The following is a 19,921-nucleotide window of genomic DNA, read 5'->3' on the forward strand; positions in this document are numbered from 1 at the left end:
CGCTATTATTTGGTTTCAAAACTTCTCAGGAAGTCACGTTTTTTTAATTCGGTAGACAAGTTGTATTGGTAATGAACTTTGCCGGCATGATCTCTTTTTTCAAGTTTTGTTTCGCGAATGGCGGAATTAAATTCCTGATTACTACTAATTGCGCTCATTAAACCGTTGCGATAGGTAAAGAAATACCATTGACCTTCGCTAGGCTCTAAATATAAAGACCAGCTATCGCCACCTCGTTTTTTCACATATTCAATGGCACCGTAGCATTGTTTATTTACCTGGAAACCGATTACGGAACTTACCCCAATAAATCCTTTGTAGCGATAGGAACTATTTTTGGTGCTCCATGCCAATTTCAAATCGCTAAGGAATAAAGTTTGGTTGAGTTCTTCAGGAGTTTTTTTGTATGTACCATAAAGGTTCAGCTCTTGCATATATTTAGTAGCCTTTTCCTTTCCGGCCAACTCCATTAAGGCTTTTTCATATTCATTGCCATAGGTAACAGCTTCGAGCGGAGGAAAGTGGTTATAAAGCTTCTCAGCCATGATACGCATTGCTTCTTCGTTAAAGAAAAAGTTCATACCGACAAATCCATTGAACACGGTTGTATCGGCTTCCATAATGTGATTAATAACACCCACCGGTTGAATCTCTACCTGCCCTAAATCAACTCCAAAATTCATTTTACCTTGTCCATTCACTACGCATTTATCGTTTAAACTAATAAAGTTACCAGGTACCACAGCTCCTTTCAATTTTTCTTTGTTGGATATTCTAAACTCCTTGCTGGTGTTGTCATAATACAAATATCCATCCGCAGCAATTACATCGATATCGGAATAGGAAACCTTTTTAGAAAGGAAAGTTGGATACACATGGGTACTATCTTTGGTTAACACAATACCGGTTGAGATTTTATTTCCATTGGCATCTTTGGGTTCTTTTTCGATTGGGATAAGGATTTCTTTTGGATTAATTTCCGATTCAAACCTCAACCAACTGCTACCAATACCTTCGCAATTTTGAATAATTTTAGTGCTACCATTAAAGGTTAAGAACTCCTTACTGGCATACAATTGCGCTTTACCTTTATAAGCAAAATAAGGACTAAGGGTGAATCCTGTTTCTTCCAGAACGCTGCCTTCGCCATAGGTTTGGAAGGCCGAATCAACCGATATTTTATCCAAAGCAATGGATTTCTTTTGACCTGCCACATCTACATAGTCATATTTTCCGCTACCGCTATACCGTTTACGTCCGGTAATTTTCAGATTACATTCATACAACTTATGAAATTTAGTAGTTCTATTAGCGATGATTTTGGCATTATTAAGCTCTTGCATATCTGCATTTTCTTTAACCACAACCTTACCGCTATCCGGGAAAATTTGGGCATCGGCACTTTCGATATATTTAACATCAAAGGCTGTGATGGTGAAGGCCTTTTGATCAAAGGTTGCTTTGGGTGAAACAAAATACAAGGAATCTTGACCGTGGGCAATAGAAACGAATTTAGAACCAACCAGATCACCATCCCCGCCGCTAACCTTGTTTTTAGAAATGAAGTCAATGGTTCCTTTGTCCATAAACCATTTAAACTCATCAATCATACAAATGTATTTATTAACCGGGAATTGAACCGAGGTAGCGCCTGCATTGGATTTAAACTCCCCAACCCTTTTATTAAAATCGATGTTCGATTTCAGGTTGGTGGTAGTGAAGGAAGGAGCTTTGGTATTTGGATCGGTAAGCCGGAAGTTACTGGTATCGGCCGAAAACGAATTTTGTTTGTATTTAAAATTTTTGGAATCCATTTCTGCCAAATCAAAATCCATAAGTCCATTTCCGGATAAACCTTTAGGAGAAAGGCTAACTTTACCTTTCATGGTGCTAATTCCGTTAAATAAGGAAATAGGCTTTTCTCTGGAAGAAACTTCCATTACATCCTTTTTTGGCAACCAATGAACGAAAGCACCTTCTGCATTTCCTTGCGGATATTCCGGAGGACCGGCCGATTGGGTCATGGTATAAGTTTCAGCCGTAGTATTGGTACTATCCGGATAAAACAATATTTCCTTCGAAGTTGTCACCGAATTAAGGTATTTAATTTCACCACTACCTTTTAATCCTTCATTACTCATTTGGATTTCATTGGTAAACTTTCCTTTTCCACCATACAAATCCATTCCACCGGGTGGTGTTTTCTTTTTGAAACCTAAGGAATAATCGTCTTGTAAGGTTAATGTCTCATCAAAGTCATTAAAAATACCGGCAGAACTAAATTCTCCTTTAAAGGCCAAACCTTCTGCGGTAAAGTTGTCAAGGGAATCAATTTCAAAAGGTTTATTTCGGAAATAGAAATTTTCCTTTTTATAAGCTCCCTTTTGAATATTCTTATTATCGTAATAGACATAGGAATCCTTCAAACTTTTAAAAATTGGATACTGAGGAAAGTTTTTCAATCCGGATTTATTGGCAGGCTGATCGATGAACAATTCCCCTCTGATATCTTGTATCAGGGATTTTACTGCAATTAATTTCAAAGGACGACCAAACTCATCTTTTTCTTTGGATGGCACTTTAATTCGAAGGCTATCCACAGCATTCAGATTAATTTTAAAAAAATTGTAGTTGAAGTCATATTCTTTACCGAAAAATGTAAAACGTCCGGCTTGAACCTTTCCATCGAATGTAAAGTTTCTATCCTTCTTAATTACAATTTCCTGGTTTTTGGGCGCTATGTAAACATTCTGTGAATCGGAGAGGAAAATCTCGGCAACTCCCCGTGTTTGTAAATCAAAATTCAACAGGCTTAAGGTAGCATTTCCGCCTTTTTCAATCTGAGAAATAAACTGAATTACGTCGTAATCCTTTGTTCCAACTCTGTTTTGAAGATAATCGGTAGCCTTATCTTTAACGGTTACCTCATCTTTATCCAAATCATAGGCGCAAAAACCTAAAACTGTCAGTTTAAGCAAGAATGATTTGGCTGCACTTTCGCTGATTTTCAAACAAGAGGCTGCTTGAGCTAAAGGAATTTTTTTACTACCATAACTTTCTGCACATTTTTTTAATTTAGAAAAAGGATGAACATCATCCATACCTTGAATTTTAGTGTATCTAACCTCGTCATAGTAGTTTTGAGATTCAAAAATTGCTCTGGCTTGGTCTCCACCGCTCAGCATTTTAAAATCCATTCTGGGGTCATCAATTTTCCAATAAATGGCATCAATATACAAGTCACAATGATGCCAAGAATCTAAAAATGGGGCCTTGCTCATACCTTCCTCACCCCGTAGTAATGCAGCCTCTCTATCTGTATTGATAAACTTAAATTCCAGTCCGGGATGAAAAATACTATCTTTTTTCCAATAAACGGAAATAGCCGCTTTTTGGGAAGTAATTCTATCTTTTTTCAGCAAGAATGCCTTGCTTCGTGCTACCAAAAATGGTTCAATTTTTTTAGTACTATCATTTAAACGTTTGATGGTTACGGTGGCATCCACCAGTTTATTTCCATATCCAAGAAACCTTGCTCCATGTTGGGCAAAACCTCCACGGTAATCGATATTTTTAAAAAAATCTTTAATTTCCAGGTCTCTTAAGTAACTTTCAAAACGAGGATAAGTTGCGCTAGCACTGTCTACATTGGCTAATAATTTATCTTCATATCGTCCGATAAGAGGTTTAGAAAAAGCTTCATAATTGGTAAAAATTACGGAATCGGCTACAAACTTAGAACCACCAATATCTACGGAATATCTTTTTAAATCGGCAAAACATTGGCTTTCGGGCAATCCTGCTCGTTTCCAATTCACCCTTCCTCCATTCCCCCGGAATGTTTCTTCTGTAGGATAATAATCTCCGGAAGTGTTATACACCACAGATGAATCGGATTTTGCTCTGCAAACCAAGGTAAGTTTTGGGAAACGAATATAGGGTACACTATCAAATCCGAAAGAATAATTGCTGTTATCGGATGCCCATTCGGTTGAAACAGACTTATAAAGAATATTTTTTGAAAAGAGGTAGTTACAAACTTCCAGATATGCAACAAACTTTTTGGTACTGCTTCTTCCGAGTAATTTATCCAAACTGCTTTGCCAAGCCGCAAAACTGGTTTCGTTCTGTTTTGATTCAACGAAACTCATTAAGGTAAACAAATAATTTTGAAAATGAGGATAAGCCTTAAGTCGTTTCTTAAGCATTAAATCACTTGTATTGTAGATTGCTTCTCTTTGAGTGGCAGAAAAACTGCTTCCATTCCAAATAGGAGCAAATTTTTCCATAAACTCCTCTGTTTTCTTCTTATCTGTTTGCACCATGAAATCATTCATCTCCTTAAGAAAAGCTGCCTGATCATGCTGGAATGATTTCAAAGTTTGTCCTAAGGCACCATAACAATTAATAAGTGCCAATCCTATCATTAGTAGTTTCTTCATTTGGATAATCTCCTTCAAACGCAAAGAAAAGATAAGACAGGAATTATTCAAATCGAAGTTTTGAACAAAAAGCCTGTCAACCCGATTTGTTAAAACCAATTATCGTGCCTGTATGACAAAGAAAATGCCTGAACTTCTTGGAGAAATTCAGGCATTTGAAGTGGGAGTTGCTTGATTCTAAAAGTGGTAACCTTTGTAATCTTCTGTAAATTCTTCCTCTGCTAATTTTGGATTGATAACCAAATTGGAATATTTATACTCTGCAAACAATCCTTTTTCGTCAAAAAGTTGTTGGTAAATAGGCAGATGATTTATTTTGTCGATGTATAAAACAACCCGTTTAGCATAACTATTAGGAACTTTTATTTTCTGACCCGGCTTAACCCCATCGTAATCTCTCAGGTTATTTATTTCCAGAAGTGCGTATTCGCTTACCCAAAGTTTCTTTGCAATTTTGATTAAATCTTCACCAGGCAAAACAGTGTAATCAACAAGTTTATATTCTTTATTTTCCAAAACAACCTTCCAACAGTCACGATTTGCAAATTTTATACTACCTTCAATTGTGCAGTATTCGTTGAGTTTCGGACCAAATTTTTTATAAACATCAGCAAGGAGTCCACCGGTATATTCAAAACCCAATTCAAACAAGGTGTGGTGTTGACCTTTTCTAAGGATATCGCCATATGGATCCAAGTTTAGATTAGCCCATGGAAAACTATTCGGATTAACCAAGGCCTTATTATTGTTTTTACCTTCAATAAATAGTACTTCTGCTCCAACATTTGGTAAATAATTATACAAATACACCTTAAACGGCTTTACAAACATTTTCACTTCTTGTTCTCCTATTTCCATTTTTCCTTTCAACCGTTCTTGTTTCCATAAATGGAATTTCAAGGTTTTCAAGGTTTTAATAGATGCCAGCATTTTTTCCGTTAGCTCCTTTTTATCAGGGATTTGTTGAGCGTGAAGGGTGAAATTTGCCAGAGAAAACAATGCGATGAAAACAAGTGCTTTTTTCATAAATAAATATCGATTGGCCAAAAATATCAAAAATGATTGCATCGCCCGCATTTTTAAGGATTTTATGATTTTTTGTTTAAAAACCATGCCATTTCAATTTCATCGTTTAAAAATTTCCTATTGTTGCAGCAGAATTAATCTATGGAATTAGGAAACTTCGGAGGTTATCCCACTCAACAAATTTTACCTGAAACCGGAAGGATTTTGGTGGCAGAGCCTTTCCTTTCCGATAATTACTTTAAAAGGTCGGTTGTTTTACTGACTGAATTTACCCCGGAAGGAAGCATTGGTTTCATTCTTAATAAGCCTTTGGATATTTCTATCCAGGATGTAATGGCTGATACTCCCGACTTTGATGCATTGGTTCTTATGGGCGGACCGGTAGGTAGAGACACCCTTCACTTTCTGCATACCTTAGGAGATACTATTCAGGGAAGCAGAAAAATTATGGAAGGCATTTACTGGGGAGGCGATTTCGAAAAAATAAAAGAACTCATCCAATCCGGTCGAATCTATCCGGATGAAATTAAATTTTTTATTGGTTATAGCGGATGGAGTCCCGGACAATTGGAACAAGAAATCCAACAAAAATCATGGTTTGTACTTCCGGGGCAAACTGAATACATTATGAACCACGATACAAGTCATTTGTGGAACAAAATATTAAAAGACCAGGGAGAAGAATATGCAGGATTTGCCAATTATCCTGTTGATCCAATGTTGAATTAATTCACTTTGTGATTTCCACTCTCCCATTACCTTTGCCTCACAAAACCTGTAAAGATGTTAGATAAAAACGGAATTGCTAAAAGAATTGCCAGAGAATTGAAAGATGGATATTATGTGAATCTTGGAATTGGCATACCAACCCTGGTTGCCAACTACATTCCGGAAGGTATCAATGTTGTTTTACAATCTGAAAACGGCTTATTAGGGATGGGTCCATTTCCCTTTGAAGATGAGGTGGATCCGGATTTAATTAATGCAGGAAAACAAACCGTAACAACAGTACCCGGTTCATCCTTTTTTGATTCAGCAACCAGTTTTGCCATGATCAGAGGAGAACATGTTCAATTAACTGTTCTTGGGGCAATGGAAGTTTCTGAAAACGGAGATATTGCCAACTGGAAAATTCCGGGAAAAATGGTAAAAGGAATGGGAGGTGCTATGGATTTGGTGGCATCGGCCAAGAATATCATAGTTGCTATGCAACATGTCAATAAAGCAGGTGAATCAAAATTACTTCCTGCTTGCACTTTACCCTTAACCGGTGTAGGTTGCGTAAAAAAGATCGTTACCGAATTAGGCGTGTTTGATATTTTACCTGAAGGTGGATTTAAGCTTTTGGAACGAGCACCGGGAGTTAGTGTAGAACAAATCAAAGTCTCAACTGCCGGAAAATTAGTAGTGGAAGGAGAAATTCCAGAAATGGTTCTATAAATGATTGTATTAAAGAATTACCTGAATGGCGAATTGGTAGCTCCAATCAATGGAAATTACCTGCCTCTGATTGAACCTGCAAAAGGTTTAGCTTTCGGAAAAGTACCTAATTCCGACTACATGGATGTGGAAATGGCTGTAAAATCAGCTAAAAATGCATTATCGGATTGGAAAAATCTACATTCAGAAGAACGTTTTATAATTCTAAATAAAATAGCTGAACTTATTGATCTAAACAATGAACGTTTAGCTCAGGCAGAAAGTCAGGATCAAGGAAAAAACATTAAGACAGCCCGGGCTGAAATTAAAAGAGCTGCACAAAATTTTAGGTTCTTTGCAACTGCTTGCCTTCATTTTGCAAGCGAAAGCCATTCTAACGAAAATGATAGCATCAATTATACCTTGCGTCAACCAATTGGTATTGTTGGATGTATTTCGCCATGGAATTTACCCTTATACTTATTTAGCTGGAAAATTGCCCCGGCTTTAGCCGCCGGAAATTGTGTAATTGCCAAACCAAGTGAGGTAACTCCTTATACCGCGTACTTATTAGGGGAACTATGTATGGAAGCCGGATTGCCGTCCGGGGTATTATCCATCTTGCATGGAGACGGACCTTCAGTTGGCAAAGCAATTGTAGAACATCCACAAATTAAAGCCATTTCATTTACAGGAAGCACCCGGGCCGGGAAAGAAATTGCCGCTATAGCAAGTCCGGCTTTCAAAAAAATATCCTTGGAGTTAGGAGGTAAAAACCCGAACGTAATATTTGCGGATTGTGATTTTGACCTGGCAGTAAAAACAAGTGTACAGGCAGCCTTCCAAAACCAAGGTGAAATATGCTTATGTGGCTCCAGGGTTTACATCCAAAGAGCCATATTTGACCAATTCAAATCCGCGTTTATTGAAAGAGCATCTAAATTGAAAGTTGGGATACCTGCGGACGAATCCTGTCAGTTGGGAGCTATAGTTTCCGAGCTTCATTTTAATAAAATTCTTGCTTGTATTGAAACTGCCAAACAAGAGGGAGGCAACATTTTATTAGGAGGTACTCCATTGAAAATGGATGGAGCTTATGCTCAAGGATGGTACATTCCTCCAACCATTCTGGATGGTTTAAACAATTCCTGCAAAACCAATCAAGAGGAAATTTTTGGTCCTGTGGTAACCTTGCAGCCTTTTGATACCGAAGAGGAGGCCTTGGCCTTAGCCAATGATTGCGGATATGGATTAGCTTCTACTGTATTTACATCCGATTTATCCAAAGCCCATCGATTTGCAGCAGGAATTCAAGCAGGAATTGTATGGGTAAATTGTTGGTTGCATCGCGATTTAAGAACTCCTTTTGGTGGAGTTAAAAACTCAGGCATTGGAAGAGAAGGCGGATGGGATGCTATGCGCTTTTTCACCGAACCCAAAAATGTTTGCATTAAATACCATGGAAGTTGATATGACAAAAGACATGTTTTTTTGAATTAAAAAAACTAAATTTGTCAATCAATATAGTTTGTGCAATTTCCAAAATCCAACCCAGCAGAGTTTAACAACCTGGTTGAATCCATTGATTCTGAAGCCCTTTTAAAGGCTGCGGCCAGTTCAAACTCCCTCATATTTCAAATTTATAATCCCAGTGGCATTTTGGTGCTTTCCAATGCCACCTATGAACATTTGCATTCGAAGCTTTTCGAAACTAAATTTTCGGTTGGGCAACATTTTTCCGAATTTTTTCCTGAACCATTTTTAAGTAGCTTCGGTAGCCTTTGGACGGAAAGCATGGAATCCGGTTTTGCAGCCAAGGAGTCTGTTCACCGACTACTATCTAATGATGAAGAGTTCTTTCTAGCCATTCGAGTTCTTTATTTTAATAACAAGGCAAATCTCCAGTACTTCTTAGTTATTTTCAATGACATAACTACCTATGCCAAAATAAAGAACAATTTATCTATTACCTCTGCCAACCTAAAAGCTCTACTTTCAAGTAATACTTACCAATATATATTAGTTGACAAAAATTATAAGGTAATCCTAGCCAACGATTTAGCCCAGTCTACTGTTAGAAAAATTCATCATAAAGAATTACTACCGGGTTCTTACCTTTTGGATTTTGTTTTTGAATCAGATAAAACGGCATTAATTCGCCATATTGGTAATGGCTTTCTAGGAAAGGAAGCTTCAGCAGAACGAAAAATAACCAGCCAAAGTGGAAAGGAATTATGGATTGAAATTTCAACCAAGCCAATATGGACTCAAGAAGGTAAAATAGAAAATGTTTTAATATCCTATTTTAATATTACCGAACGAAAGAAGTTCGAATTAGCCTTAAGAGAATCTGAAGCCAACCTACACATAGTTTTTAATAGTGGTTTGCATGGCTTTGTTTTGGTTGAAAGTGATGGCTGTTGCCTAATTTATAATTCTCAGGCAGAACAGTTCTTTCGAAAATATGCCAAATTGCAAATCCAGCGAGAAAAGAAGATAGAAAATCTTAGCAACCATGAATTTGAGAATCGACTGACCAGAAGTATTCGAATGGCCCAAAATGGTGGACGAATATATTCGGAAGAAGAATTTCATGAAAATGGAGTAAGAAAGTTCTTTAGTATTCAATTTGACCCTGTTTCTAAAGATAAGGATAAAAAAGTTACAATTTGGATTAGTGACATCACACAGAGAAAACAAGCCGAACAATCCCTTCAAAAATCTGAAAGTAACCTTAAAGCAATTTTCAACAATACCACTTCGAGCTTTTTCCTAATTGGCTCAAATAATAAAATTGAGGCGTTTAATAAAGCCGCTCAGGAAGAAATCCTTTCTCAATTCTCCGTTCAAATTAAGGAAGGTGACGATATCGTCAATTTCCTTAATCCTGAAAATAGGGTAGATTGTCAGAATAGCCTTTCATTGGCCTTTTGCGGTAGAAAAGTTACAAGCGAAAATCCCATCACAACCGATCAAAAAACAAAATGGTTCGAACGTCATTTTAATCCCATTTTTGACGAAAACGGTAAGGTTGAAAAGATTACAATATGGTCAATAGATATCTCGGAAAGGAAGAAATTTGAAAATGCCTTACTCGCCAATGAAAAAAAATTCAGAAAGTTAACCTCGCTTTCTCCTGTTGGAATTTATCAAACAGATGAAAACCTTCAAATTGTTTATTTGAACGATAGTATGCATAAAACCCTTGGAATTTCTCAAACAGAAATTTATACAAGAAAATGGAAGCATACCATACACCCGGAAGATTTGTCAAGATTTGAAGCGTTTACCCAAAGTGCTTTGGAAAATCACCAAGAATATAGTATTGAGTATAGAATTGAAAATCCAACCGAATTCAGTTCCCAATATATTTCCGAACAAGCTATTCCACTTTTTAATGATAACCAGGAATTCATCGGCTATCTAGGAACATTAGTAGATATTACCGAACATATCTCTGCTCAAAGACTTCGCAGCGAGCGAGACTTGGCCAAACTTTCTTTAAAATTTAAATCCGATTTTTTGGCAGGAATGAGTCATGAGATTCGAACTCCTTTAAATTCCATCATTAGCTATTCTGAACTATTAATGGAATCTAGTTTGGAAAATACCCAAAAAGAACAACTTCAAACCGTATTTAATGCTGCTATTCATCTTCGAAGTATAGTGAACGATATTCTGGATTTATCAAAACTGGAAGCCGGAAAGGAAGAACTACGATTAATCACTTTCCCTTTGAAATCCTTACTGGAAGAATGTTATAAAACCTTCAAACTTATGGCCCTTGAAAAAGGATTAACATTTACGTATGTTCCATCTCCCGACTTAGTGGTCAAAAGCGATAAAAGACGGTTAATTCAAATCATTTCTAACCTGGTTAAAAATGGTATAAAATTTACGGATTCCGGAAAGGTTGAAATGAAATTAATGGTTCTGGAAAACAGGCTTTCCAAAATCAAAATTCGCTTTGAAGTAATGGATACCGGAAAAGGCATAAAAGAAGAAGATCTGTCTCAATTGTTTTCTGATTATACCCAACTACAAACCAGTCTTTCTAACCAAATGGAAGGAACCGGATTAGGATTGGCCATCTCTAAAAAACTAGTAGAATTGCTTGGTGGTGAAATTGGGGTTGAATCTAGCTATGGCTCAGGAAGTACCTTTTGGTTTGAATGTTGGATAGAAAAATCAATGAACCCTTCTCAAGATAATTTAATCAAAAATACTATCCAATTCCATGGCAAAATATTACTGGCCGAAGACAATGCTATTAACAGAATGGCCTTTCAATCCATTCTTCGAAAACTTGGATTAGAGGTGGTTACAGCTTCCAACGGACTGGAAGTGTTGGATCTTATTAAAATCCATTCGTTTGATTTAATTTTTATGGACATTCAAATGCCTGAATTGGATGGTTTCTCTACGATTATACAGTTAGAAGAAAGAATGGGAAAAATCCCCCCAATCATTGGACTAAGCGGCAATATTTCCCAGGCTAACAGTCAAAATTACCTTCGAAAAGGAATGGCGGATTTCTTACCCAAACCAGCAACTTCTAATGACTTTATTTCTATGCTAGTGAAATGGAAAATTCCTAGTCTTCCATAACCACTCTTTTGGAATTTGCTTATTTTGCATCATGCGTATCTTAATGGTTTGTTTAGGAAACATTTGCCGATCTCCTCTGGCTGAAGGAATTTTAAAAGCCAAAGCTATTAAATTAGGCCTACCTATAGAGGTTGATTCTGCAGGTACTGGTGGTTGGCATGCAGGTGAATTACCCGATCATCGTTCAAGAAAAATTGCCGAAAAACATGGTATTGATATTACTTATCAAAGAGCAAGAAAATTCCAACTATCTGATTTCCAAAAATTTGAATTCATACTTGCCATGGATAACTCCAATCTGGAAGATTTACTTGCCTTAACCCAAAATGAAAACGAAAGAATAAAAGTTAAACTTCTATTGGACTATCTGTTTCCCGGAAAACAAAAAAATGTTCCAGACCCTTATTACGGGGATATTCATGCATTCGAAGAGGTGTATCAACTTTTAGACCAAGCTTTGGATTCCTTTCTCAGCAAAGAATTTCCATCTATTTCACTTACTAATTAGTACGCTCAATGCCCGGTAAATTATTCCTAATTCCCGTTTTTCTCGAAGAAACTGCTTCTTCTGAGCAAGTTTTCCCTGCAATCAACCTGGATATTCTAAATCACCTTTCCCATTTCATTGCCGAAAATGACAAATTAGCCAGAAGGTTTCTAAAAAGGGTCAACTATCAATTACCCTTGTCTGATGCTCAAATTGAACTATTAAATGAACATACCAAAACCGAAGAAGTTTTTCAATTGCTTCAACCTGCGCTTCAAGGAATCAATATGGGATTATTGTCTGATGCAGGATGCCCGGGTGTAGCCGACCCGGGTGCCTTGGTTGTTCAGTTAGCACATGATTTAGGTATTACGGTAGAACCATTGATTGGACCTTCTTCCATTCTATTATCACTTATGGCTAGCGGAATGAATGGTCAACAATTTACCTTCCACGGTTACCTTCCTATTGACAAAATTCAGAGAGCAAGAACTTTAAAAGACCTATCCAATCATAGTATTCGTACCGGTCATACTCAACTATTTATTGAAACTCCGTATCGAAACCAGGCGATTTTCGAAGATATCCTAAAAAATTGTTCAACCGATTTGCGTTTGTGCATTGCTTGTAACCTTACTGCATCAACAGGTTGGACAAAAAGTATGTCTATTCAGTCATGGAAAAATAAAAAACCGGATATTCATAAAAAACCTTGTATTTTCCTGATTGGTCGTTAATTAGGGTAAGCCGACAAGTCATTCCCAACGAATAGAATCTATTTTATTATATCAAGTATGCGGGCCCCCTCCGCCCCTACCAGCTTTTGCAAAATCGAATAAATCTTGCACGGGCGTTCGGGTCACGCTATCGGCTGTAGTCCTCGTCCACCTAGGCTAAAGCCGTAGGTGTCCTGTGGGCTACCTGCCTCTATCGTTGCCCGAGGGTGCAAACCCCAAATGTATCAGCTATTTTACCAATTTTAATTGATAAATAGTCCGAAGGCTATTCATAAAACAAAACACTTAAATACCTATTAAACAATATGTTAGGTCAATCTATCGAGAAAATTTAAACATAAAATTGGATTATAGATATTGTCCAGTCCTTATCACAATATCAATCAGGCTTCTGCAAGAAATTCATGGCATTTTAGAAGAATCATTGCAACCTCAAAGGGTAAATAAGTGAATAATTAATTGATAAAAATAGCTTGAGTATTTTTCAGTCCCCCCCTAATTAAAAGTAACCTTGAACCTTTCTATCTTCCATACCGGTCTCCGAAATATGATCATCCAATCGGGTTTGTCCACGCTCACTTAATTCTGTTTGATACAACTCATTTAATACCTCCTGAACAGTACTTGCTTCTGATTCTATTGCCGCTGTGCAAGTCATGTCTCCTACTGTTCTGAATCTGACCTTCCTGGTTTCCAGTTGGTCGTTTGAATCTAATTTCACAAATGGGGAATTAGCCACCCAGCGGCCATTCAATTTAAAAACCTCCCTTTCATGGGCAAAATACAAGGAAGGCAGTTCAATAGTATGTCTTTGAATATATTCCCAAACATCTCTCTCTGTCCAATTACTTAAAGGAAATGCCCTTACATTTTCGCCCTCATGAATACGTCCGTTTAAGATATCCCATACTTCAGGCCTTTGCAATTGAGGCTTCCACATATTGTCTTTGCCCCGAAAAGAAAAGATTCGTTCTTTAGCCCTGGCTTTCTCTTCATCCCTTCTGGCTCCACCTATACAACAATCAAAACCAAACTCCGAAATAGTCTCTAATAAAGTATAGGTTTGATGGGTGTTACGACTGGGCAATTTCCCAGTAGCATCCGGAATATTTTTCCTTTTAATGGTATCTTCAACCTGCCTTACCACTAAGCGCAATCCATGCTTTTTCACCAAATAATCTCTAAATTCCAAAGCCTCCTTAAAATTATGACCGGTATCAATATGTACCAAAGTAAATGGCACTTGCAAAGGAAAAAATGCTTTAATACTTAGATGGACCAAGGTAATACTATCCTTCCCTCCTGAAAAAAGCAAGGCCGGATTCGAAAATTGCCCTGCAACCTCTCGTAAAATAAAAATAGACTCCGATTCCAATTGATCCAAATAATCCATATCACAAAGGTAAGGTTTTCAATATTTTCATGTTGAAACATTGAATTACTTGTCAACTATTTAGGTTATATGTCCAAATACTTTAGCTAATTGAAATCCAAATCTATGCTTTTGCAAAACCAGATAGATCTTAAATCCTTTAATTCATTTGGAATAGCTTGCCAGGCTAAACTATTCTCTTCCTTTAAAAGTTTGGAAGAATTAAAAGAAATTCTAAATCTGGATCAAATAAAAGGTGAAAAATTGCTGATATTGGGTGGAGGAAGTAATGTATTGTTTACCAAGGATTTTAATGGAATTGTTTTAATTAACAATATAAAAGGAATTACACTGATTTCTGAAACAGAAGAAGATGTTATTCTTGAAGCAGGTGCAGGTGAGAACTGGCACGATTTCGTGTCCTATGGAGTTGAAAGAAATTGGGGAGGATTAGAAAATTTATCCTTAATCCCGGGGAAAGTTGGTGCAGCACCCATGCAAAACATTGGAGCTTACGGAGTTGAACAAAAAAATTGTTTTGTTCAACTAACTGCTTTGGAAATTAAAACAGGACAATTAATTAATTTTTCCCTGGAAGATTGTGCATTTGGATACAGGGAGAGTTTTTTCAAACAAGAAGGTAAAAACCGCTTTGTAATTTTAAAAGTGCAATACCGATTGAAAAAGAAACCTTCAATTCAAACTTCCTATGGTGCCATCACCCAGGAACTAGAAAAAATGGGAATAGTTCATCCAACAGTTCAGGATGTTGCAAAAGCCGTGATTCATATTCGTGAATCCAAATTACCTAACCCTAAAGTTATTGGCAATGCCGGAAGCTTCTTTAAAAACCCGGTAGTTCCAAATTCAGTTTTTCTGAATCTCAGCAAAAAATACCCCGATTTGGTTTCTTACCCTGCTGAGAATGGAAATACAAAACTTGCAGCAGGATGGTTAATTGAAAAGGCCGGATGGAAAGGTTATCGAAAAGAAAATTATGGTGTTCACCAAAATCAGGCATTGGTGCTTGTCAATTATGGTGGCGCCAATGGAAGTGAAATTTGGGAACTTTCCCATGAAATCCTCAAAGATATCAAAAACAAATTTGGCGTTGAATTAGAACGTGAAGTAAACATTTTTTAACCCGGGCAAACCCATTTAAATATCTATCTATGAAAAACACAACCTTAGTCCTTTTTGGTTTCCTAAGTTTATTGCTTCAAACAACCCAGGCTCAAAAGGTTAACCGCAAACAAAATATGGCAAGTCCACAAATCGGAATTTTTTCCAATTGCCATTTGGAAACTCTTTTCCTTAAAACCCTTTGCTCGGATATTGAAAATAATAAACCACAACTCATTCGAAACCAATTGCAATTAAAAAGCGGGCAAAATGCCATGCCAAAGGTTATGAAATGGACCAAGGAAAACTACTATTGTATTCGATGCAGACCTGAACCGGGGTTTGGTGGTGGACAGCTTCTTCGTAAATGTGTAGTTGAAAATGCCAGAGAAGTTGCGGCTTTTCTAATTCAGGAGGCCAGTGTAGATATGAACTTTATTGAACAAGATGGGTTAACCTTGCTGGATTGGCTTCAGGAAGAAACCGAAAGAACTTTTGATGAAGCCTTCGAAACTGAAAATTCTGCCGATAAAAAATGGTTAATGCTTGGAATCCAAAATAACCTACAGTTTTATAATACCTTTAAAAACGCCGGAGCAAAGTTTAGTTCCGAACTTTAACCATGTCTAAAATTTGTCTCATAACCGGCGCATCTTCAGGAATCGGACAAGCTTGTGCCCGAGTGTTTTCACAAAATGGTTACCACCTAATTTTACTGGCACGTCGGAAAGATAGATTATTAGACCTTCAAAAGGAACTTCCCAATCCTACCTTAATTCTTCAGGCTGATGTTAGAGATTTAAATCAGGTAGGCTTGGCCATTGATTCCTTACCCGATTCATGGAAAAATATCGAAGTCCTAATAAACAACGCAGGATTGGCTGCCGGTTTAAGCCCTATTGACCAAGGAAGTTTAGACGATTGGGAACAAATGATAGACACCAATGTAAAAGGTCTCTTATATGTTTCCCGCAAGGTTATACCGCTAATGAAAAACCAAGGCAAGGGTCACATTTTTAATATCTCTTCTACTGCCGGCAAGGAAGTTTATGCCCAAGGAAATGTTTATTGTGCTACCAAACATGCCGTTGAAGCACTAAGTAAATCCATGCGTATCGATTTGTTAGACCACCATATTAAAGTAACCAACATCGCACCGGGAATGGTAGAAACGGAATTTAGCTTGGTTCGATTTAAAGGTGATTCCCAGAGGGCAGCTCAAGTTTATACAGGCCTAAAACCCCTGCAAGGATCCGATGTAGCCCAAGTTATCTTCTTCGCTACTACCCTACCCGATCACGTCAATATCAACGACTTAACTCTAACAGCAACCGCACAGGCCAATTCTTTTTATTCGGTTCGTAAATAGATTACTAATTCCTTTTGTAAAGTTGGTTTGCTTTCTAACTTCGTGACCAAATTTTTTACAAATGAAAACCGTTTATATTGTTTCTGCCGCTCGCACCCCAATTGGTAGTTTTGGCGGAACCCTTGCCTCCTTTTCTGCCACTAAACTTGGTGCAATCGCAATCAAAGGTGCACTCGAAAAAGCAGGAATTTCTCCAGATCAAGTGAATGAGGTGTATATGGGCAATGTGCTTTCTGCAAATGTTGGACAAGCACCGGCAACCCAAGCAGCACGTTTTGCAGGTATTCCCGATCAGGTGCCAAGTACCACCATTAACAAAGTATGCGCTTCCGGAATGAAAGCCATTATGCTTGGAGCTCAAAGTATTGCCCTCGGTGAAAACGATGTGGTTGTTGCCGGCGGAATGGAAAGCATGAGCAATGTTCCTTATTACCTCGATAAAGCTAGAAATGGATATAGACTTGGCCATGGACAAATTACCGATGGCCTGGTTAAAGATGGATTGTGGGATGTGTACAAAGATTATCACATGGGCTCTGCCGCCGAACTTTGTGCCTCCGAATGCAAAATTTCCAGGGAAGATCAAGATAACTTTGCCATTGAAAGCTATAAAAAAGCTGCTGCTGCAACCGAAGCAGGAAAATTTAAAAACGAAATTGTTCCTGTCGAAATCCCACAAAAAGGTGGTACCAGCCTAAGTTTTGATTTGGATGAAGAATACAAAGCAGTAAAATTTGATAAAATTCCGGGACTAAAACCTGTATTTCAAAAAGATGGAACAGTTACGGCTGCCAATGCTTCAACCCTCAATGATGGTGCGGCTGCGGTGGTTTTAATGAGTAAAGAAAAAGCTGATGAATTAGGTATTAAACCTTTAGCTATTGTTCGTTCTTTTGCCGATGCGCAACAAGCTCCCGAATGGTTTACTACTGCTCCTTCCAAAGCCTTGCCAAAAGCTGTTGCTAAAGCCGGTTTACAATTAAGTGATGTGGATTTTTTCGAAATAAACGAAGCTTTTTCCGTTGTTTCTTTGGCCAATAACCAACTTATGAACTTAAATCCTGATAAAGTAAATGTAAATGGTGGTGCGGTGAGTATTGGCCATCCATTGGGTTGCAGTGGTGCTCGTATCGTAGTAACCTTGGTGAATGTACTACATCAAAACAACGGTAAAATTGGTGCCGCAGGTATTTGCAATGGTGGTGGTGGTGCCAGCGCAATAGTTATTGAAAGAGTCTAATATACAACCATATATAAGCAAAAGGTCTTCCATAGTGAAGGCCTTTTTTTTATGCGGGCCCCCTTCAGCCCATCTTAATCTATTCCAATTTTTAAACTACTTCACTTGGGCTTTCGGGTCACGCTATCGCCTGTAGTCCTCGTCCCCCTAGGCTAACGCCGTCGGGCTCCTGTGGGCTACTTGGCTCTATCGTTGCCCGAGGTGCAAACCCCCAACAAATATACCACTTCCAAAATTTCCAGACAAACAAGATTTAAGTATCAAGGGTTCCAGCTTTCTGTTTACAATAATTCAAGTCTGGAATTGAAAACCAAAAAAAATAGTCCTGGAAATTTATCTTCAGAAACACTTTCTTTCTTAACCAAGCAACTGCCCCGGGTAGGGATAGTAGTGGAAAGCCCACAGACGACCGCAGCGCTAGCTAAGGGCGGCGAGGACTTGGAACGGATAGCCCGACCATGAGCCATTCAATACAAATGGGAACTATGCAACCTTGGTGGAGGCGAATGGGACCCGCCAAATAAAAATCCCTCCACTGTAACAAACTATTGCACAATGAAGGGATAACACCTTGAATTCAAATAATTTATCCTAAAAAAGGGTAACGATAATCCGTTGGAGGAACAAAGGTTTCTTTAATAGTGCGAGGAGAAACCCAACGCAAAAGATTGATCATGGAACCGGCTTTATCATTGGTACCTGACCCTCGGCTACCTCCAAAAGGCTGTTGTCCAACAACTGCACCGGTACATTTATCGTTGATATAGAAATTCCCTGCCGAATGACGTAATGCCTTAGTTGCCAAATCAATAGCATATCTATCTTGAGCAAAAATTGAACCGGTTAATGCATAAATAGAGGTAGAATCAACCGTTTTCAGAATACCATCAAAATCCTCTGCATCATAAACAAATACAGTCAAAACAGGACCAAACAACTCCTCGCACATCGTTACATAATCGGCCTTTTTAGCTAAAATAACGGTGGGCTCAATAAAATAACCTTTACTCTTATCAAAACTTCCACCTGCAATGATTTCAGCATCGGGATCTTGCTTTGCATTTTCAATATAGGAGGCTAGTTTGTCAAATGATTTTTCGTCAATAACTGCGTTAATAAAATTGGAAAAATCTTCTGTACCACCCATTTTAAAAGTCGAAATATCATTCAATAACCCCTCTTTAAACTCAGCCCAAAGGTTCGAAGGCACGTAAACACGAGAGGCGGCTGAACATTTTTGACCTTGGTATTCGAAAGCACCTCTGGAAACCGCAGTAATTAATGCTTTAACATCGGCACTTTTATGGGCTAAAATAAAATCCTTTCCGCCAGTTTCGCCTACGATACGAGGATAGGTTTTGTATTTATGGATGGAGTTTCCAATGTTTTTCCAAATACCTTGAAACACACCTGTTGAACCGGTAAAATGAATTCCTGCAAAATCAGGATGGTTAAAAATAACCTCCCCTGCCTCAGGACCAGAGACATAAACCAAATTAATTACACCATCCGGTAACCCTGCTTCTTTCAAAATCTTCATGATTAAGGAAGCTGCATAAATTTGAGTATCGGCAGGTTTCCAAACAACAGTATTTCCCATTAAAGCTGCTGAGCTTGGTAAGTTTCCGGCGATGGCAGTAAAATTAAATGGAGTTAAAGCAAATACAAATCCTTCAAGCGGACGCTGTTCGGTTCTGTTCCAGATTCCCGGGCTACTAATTGGTTGCTGGCTATAAATTTCAGTGGCAAATTGAACGTTAAAACGAAGGAAATCTATAAGTTCACAAGCAGAATCAATTTCTGCCTGATACACATTTTTACTTTGTCCAAGCATGGTAGCTGCATTAAGCTGATACCGATAAGGTCCGGCAATCAAATCAGCAGCTTTTAGAAAAATAGAGGCACGTTGTTCCCAAGATAAATTCTCCCAATTCGGTTTTGCTTTTAAAGCTTCCTTAATGGCCAATTGAATTTCATCTTTACCTCCACGGTGGAAGTAACCCAAGGTATGTTGGTGGTCATGTGGAGGAGCTAAGCGCTTTTTGTTTCCGGTCCTAATTTCCTTACCACCAATATACATTGGTATATCAGCTTCTTCT

14 protein-coding genes are annotated in these 19,921 nt (G+C 38.0%); 10 read left to right on the top strand and 4 right to left on the bottom strand.

Annotation, left to right across the window (positions count from 1 at the left end):
- Positions 1-5: 5 nt before the first annotated feature.
- Complete coding sequence (locus K1X82_05825) at positions 6-4,442, bottom strand: hypothetical protein (GenBank protein ID MBX7181610.1); 4,437 nt, start codon at positions 4,440-4,442, stop codon at positions 6-8.
- 177 nt (positions 4,443-4,619) lie between these two features.
- Positions 4,620-5,468, bottom strand: coding sequence for a DUF1571 domain-containing protein (locus K1X82_05830; GenBank protein MBX7181611.1), 849 nt, complete (start codon positions 5,466-5,468; stop codon positions 4,620-4,622).
- A gap of 141 nt (positions 5,469-5,609) precedes the next feature.
- Here K1X82_05830 and K1X82_05835 point away from each other — a divergent pair, with 141 nt between their 5' ends.
- The 6 genes from K1X82_05835 to K1X82_05860 are packed head-to-tail and all read left to right on the top strand — an operon-like array spanning position 5,610 to position 12,719.
- Positions 5,610-6,197: a YqgE/AlgH family protein gene (locus K1X82_05835; protein ID MBX7181612.1), complete on the top strand. Its 588-nt coding sequence runs from the start codon at positions 5,610-5,612 to the stop codon at positions 6,195-6,197.
- A gap of 54 nt (positions 6,198-6,251) precedes the next feature.
- Positions 6,252-6,908: a CoA transferase subunit B gene (locus K1X82_05840; protein ID MBX7181613.1), complete on the top strand. Its 657-nt coding sequence runs from the start codon at positions 6,252-6,254 to the stop codon at positions 6,906-6,908.
- Entirely contained in the window at positions 6,909-8,357 is a 1,449-nt protein-coding gene (locus K1X82_05845) for an aldehyde dehydrogenase (GenBank protein MBX7181614.1), read from the top strand. It abuts the gene before it with no gap.
- Positions 8,358-8,417: 60 nt separating this feature from the next.
- The gene (locus tag K1X82_05850; protein MBX7181615.1) at positions 8,418-11,495 is read left to right on the top strand and encodes a PAS domain S-box protein; all 3,078 of its coding nucleotides are present in this window, start codon (positions 8,418-8,420) and stop codon (positions 11,493-11,495) included.
- A gap of 31 nt (positions 11,496-11,526) precedes the next feature.
- Positions 11,527-12,003: a low molecular weight phosphotyrosine protein phosphatase gene (locus K1X82_05855; protein MBX7181616.1), complete on the top strand. Its 477-nt coding sequence runs from the start codon at positions 11,527-11,529 to the stop codon at positions 12,001-12,003.
- An 8-nt stretch (positions 12,004-12,011) separates the two neighbouring features.
- A complete protein-coding gene (locus tag K1X82_05860) occupies positions 12,012-12,719 on the top strand; it encodes an SAM-dependent methyltransferase (GenBank protein ID MBX7181617.1) in 708 nt (235 codons plus the stop codon).
- Between the two features lie 499 nt (positions 12,720-13,218).
- Here the strand turns inward: K1X82_05860 and K1X82_05865 are convergent, their stop codons facing one another.
- Entirely contained in the window at positions 13,219-14,112 is an 894-nt protein-coding gene (locus K1X82_05865; GenBank protein ID MBX7181618.1) for a sulfate adenylyltransferase subunit 2, read from the bottom strand.
- A gap of 105 nt (positions 14,113-14,217) precedes the next feature.
- On the opposite strand from K1X82_05865, the gene murB reads away from it, so the two are divergent.
- From murB to K1X82_05885, 4 genes are all read left to right on the top strand, one after another.
- Positions 14,218-15,234 (top strand): UDP-N-acetylmuramate dehydrogenase, encoded by a 1,017-nt coding sequence (gene murB / locus K1X82_05870; GenBank protein MBX7181619.1) that lies wholly within the window; start codon positions 14,218-14,220, stop codon positions 15,232-15,234.
- Between the two features lie 29 nt (positions 15,235-15,263).
- Positions 15,264-15,833, top strand: a complete 570-nt coding sequence (locus K1X82_05875; protein MBX7181620.1) for a hypothetical protein — start codon at positions 15,264-15,266, stop codon at positions 15,831-15,833.
- 2 nt (positions 15,834-15,835) lie between these two features.
- Positions 15,836-16,582, top strand: coding sequence for an SDR family NAD(P)-dependent oxidoreductase (locus K1X82_05880; GenBank protein MBX7181621.1), 747 nt, complete (start codon positions 15,836-15,838; stop codon positions 16,580-16,582).
- A 61-nt stretch (positions 16,583-16,643) separates the two neighbouring features.
- Positions 16,644-17,822, top strand: coding sequence for an acetyl-CoA C-acyltransferase (locus K1X82_05885; protein MBX7181622.1), 1,179 nt, complete (start codon positions 16,644-16,646; stop codon positions 17,820-17,822).
- Positions 17,823-18,408: 586 nt separating this feature from the next.
- Here K1X82_05885 and pruA read toward each other — a convergent pair.
- On the bottom strand, positions 18,409-19,921 hold a 1,513-nt coding region (pruA, locus tag K1X82_05890; GenBank protein MBX7181623.1), incomplete at its 5' end, for an L-glutamate gamma-semialdehyde dehydrogenase.

Source organism: Bacteroidia bacterium, from assembly GCA_019695265.1.
GTDB lineage: Bacteria > Bacteroidota > Bacteroidia > JAIBAJ01 > JAIBAJ01 > JAIBAJ01.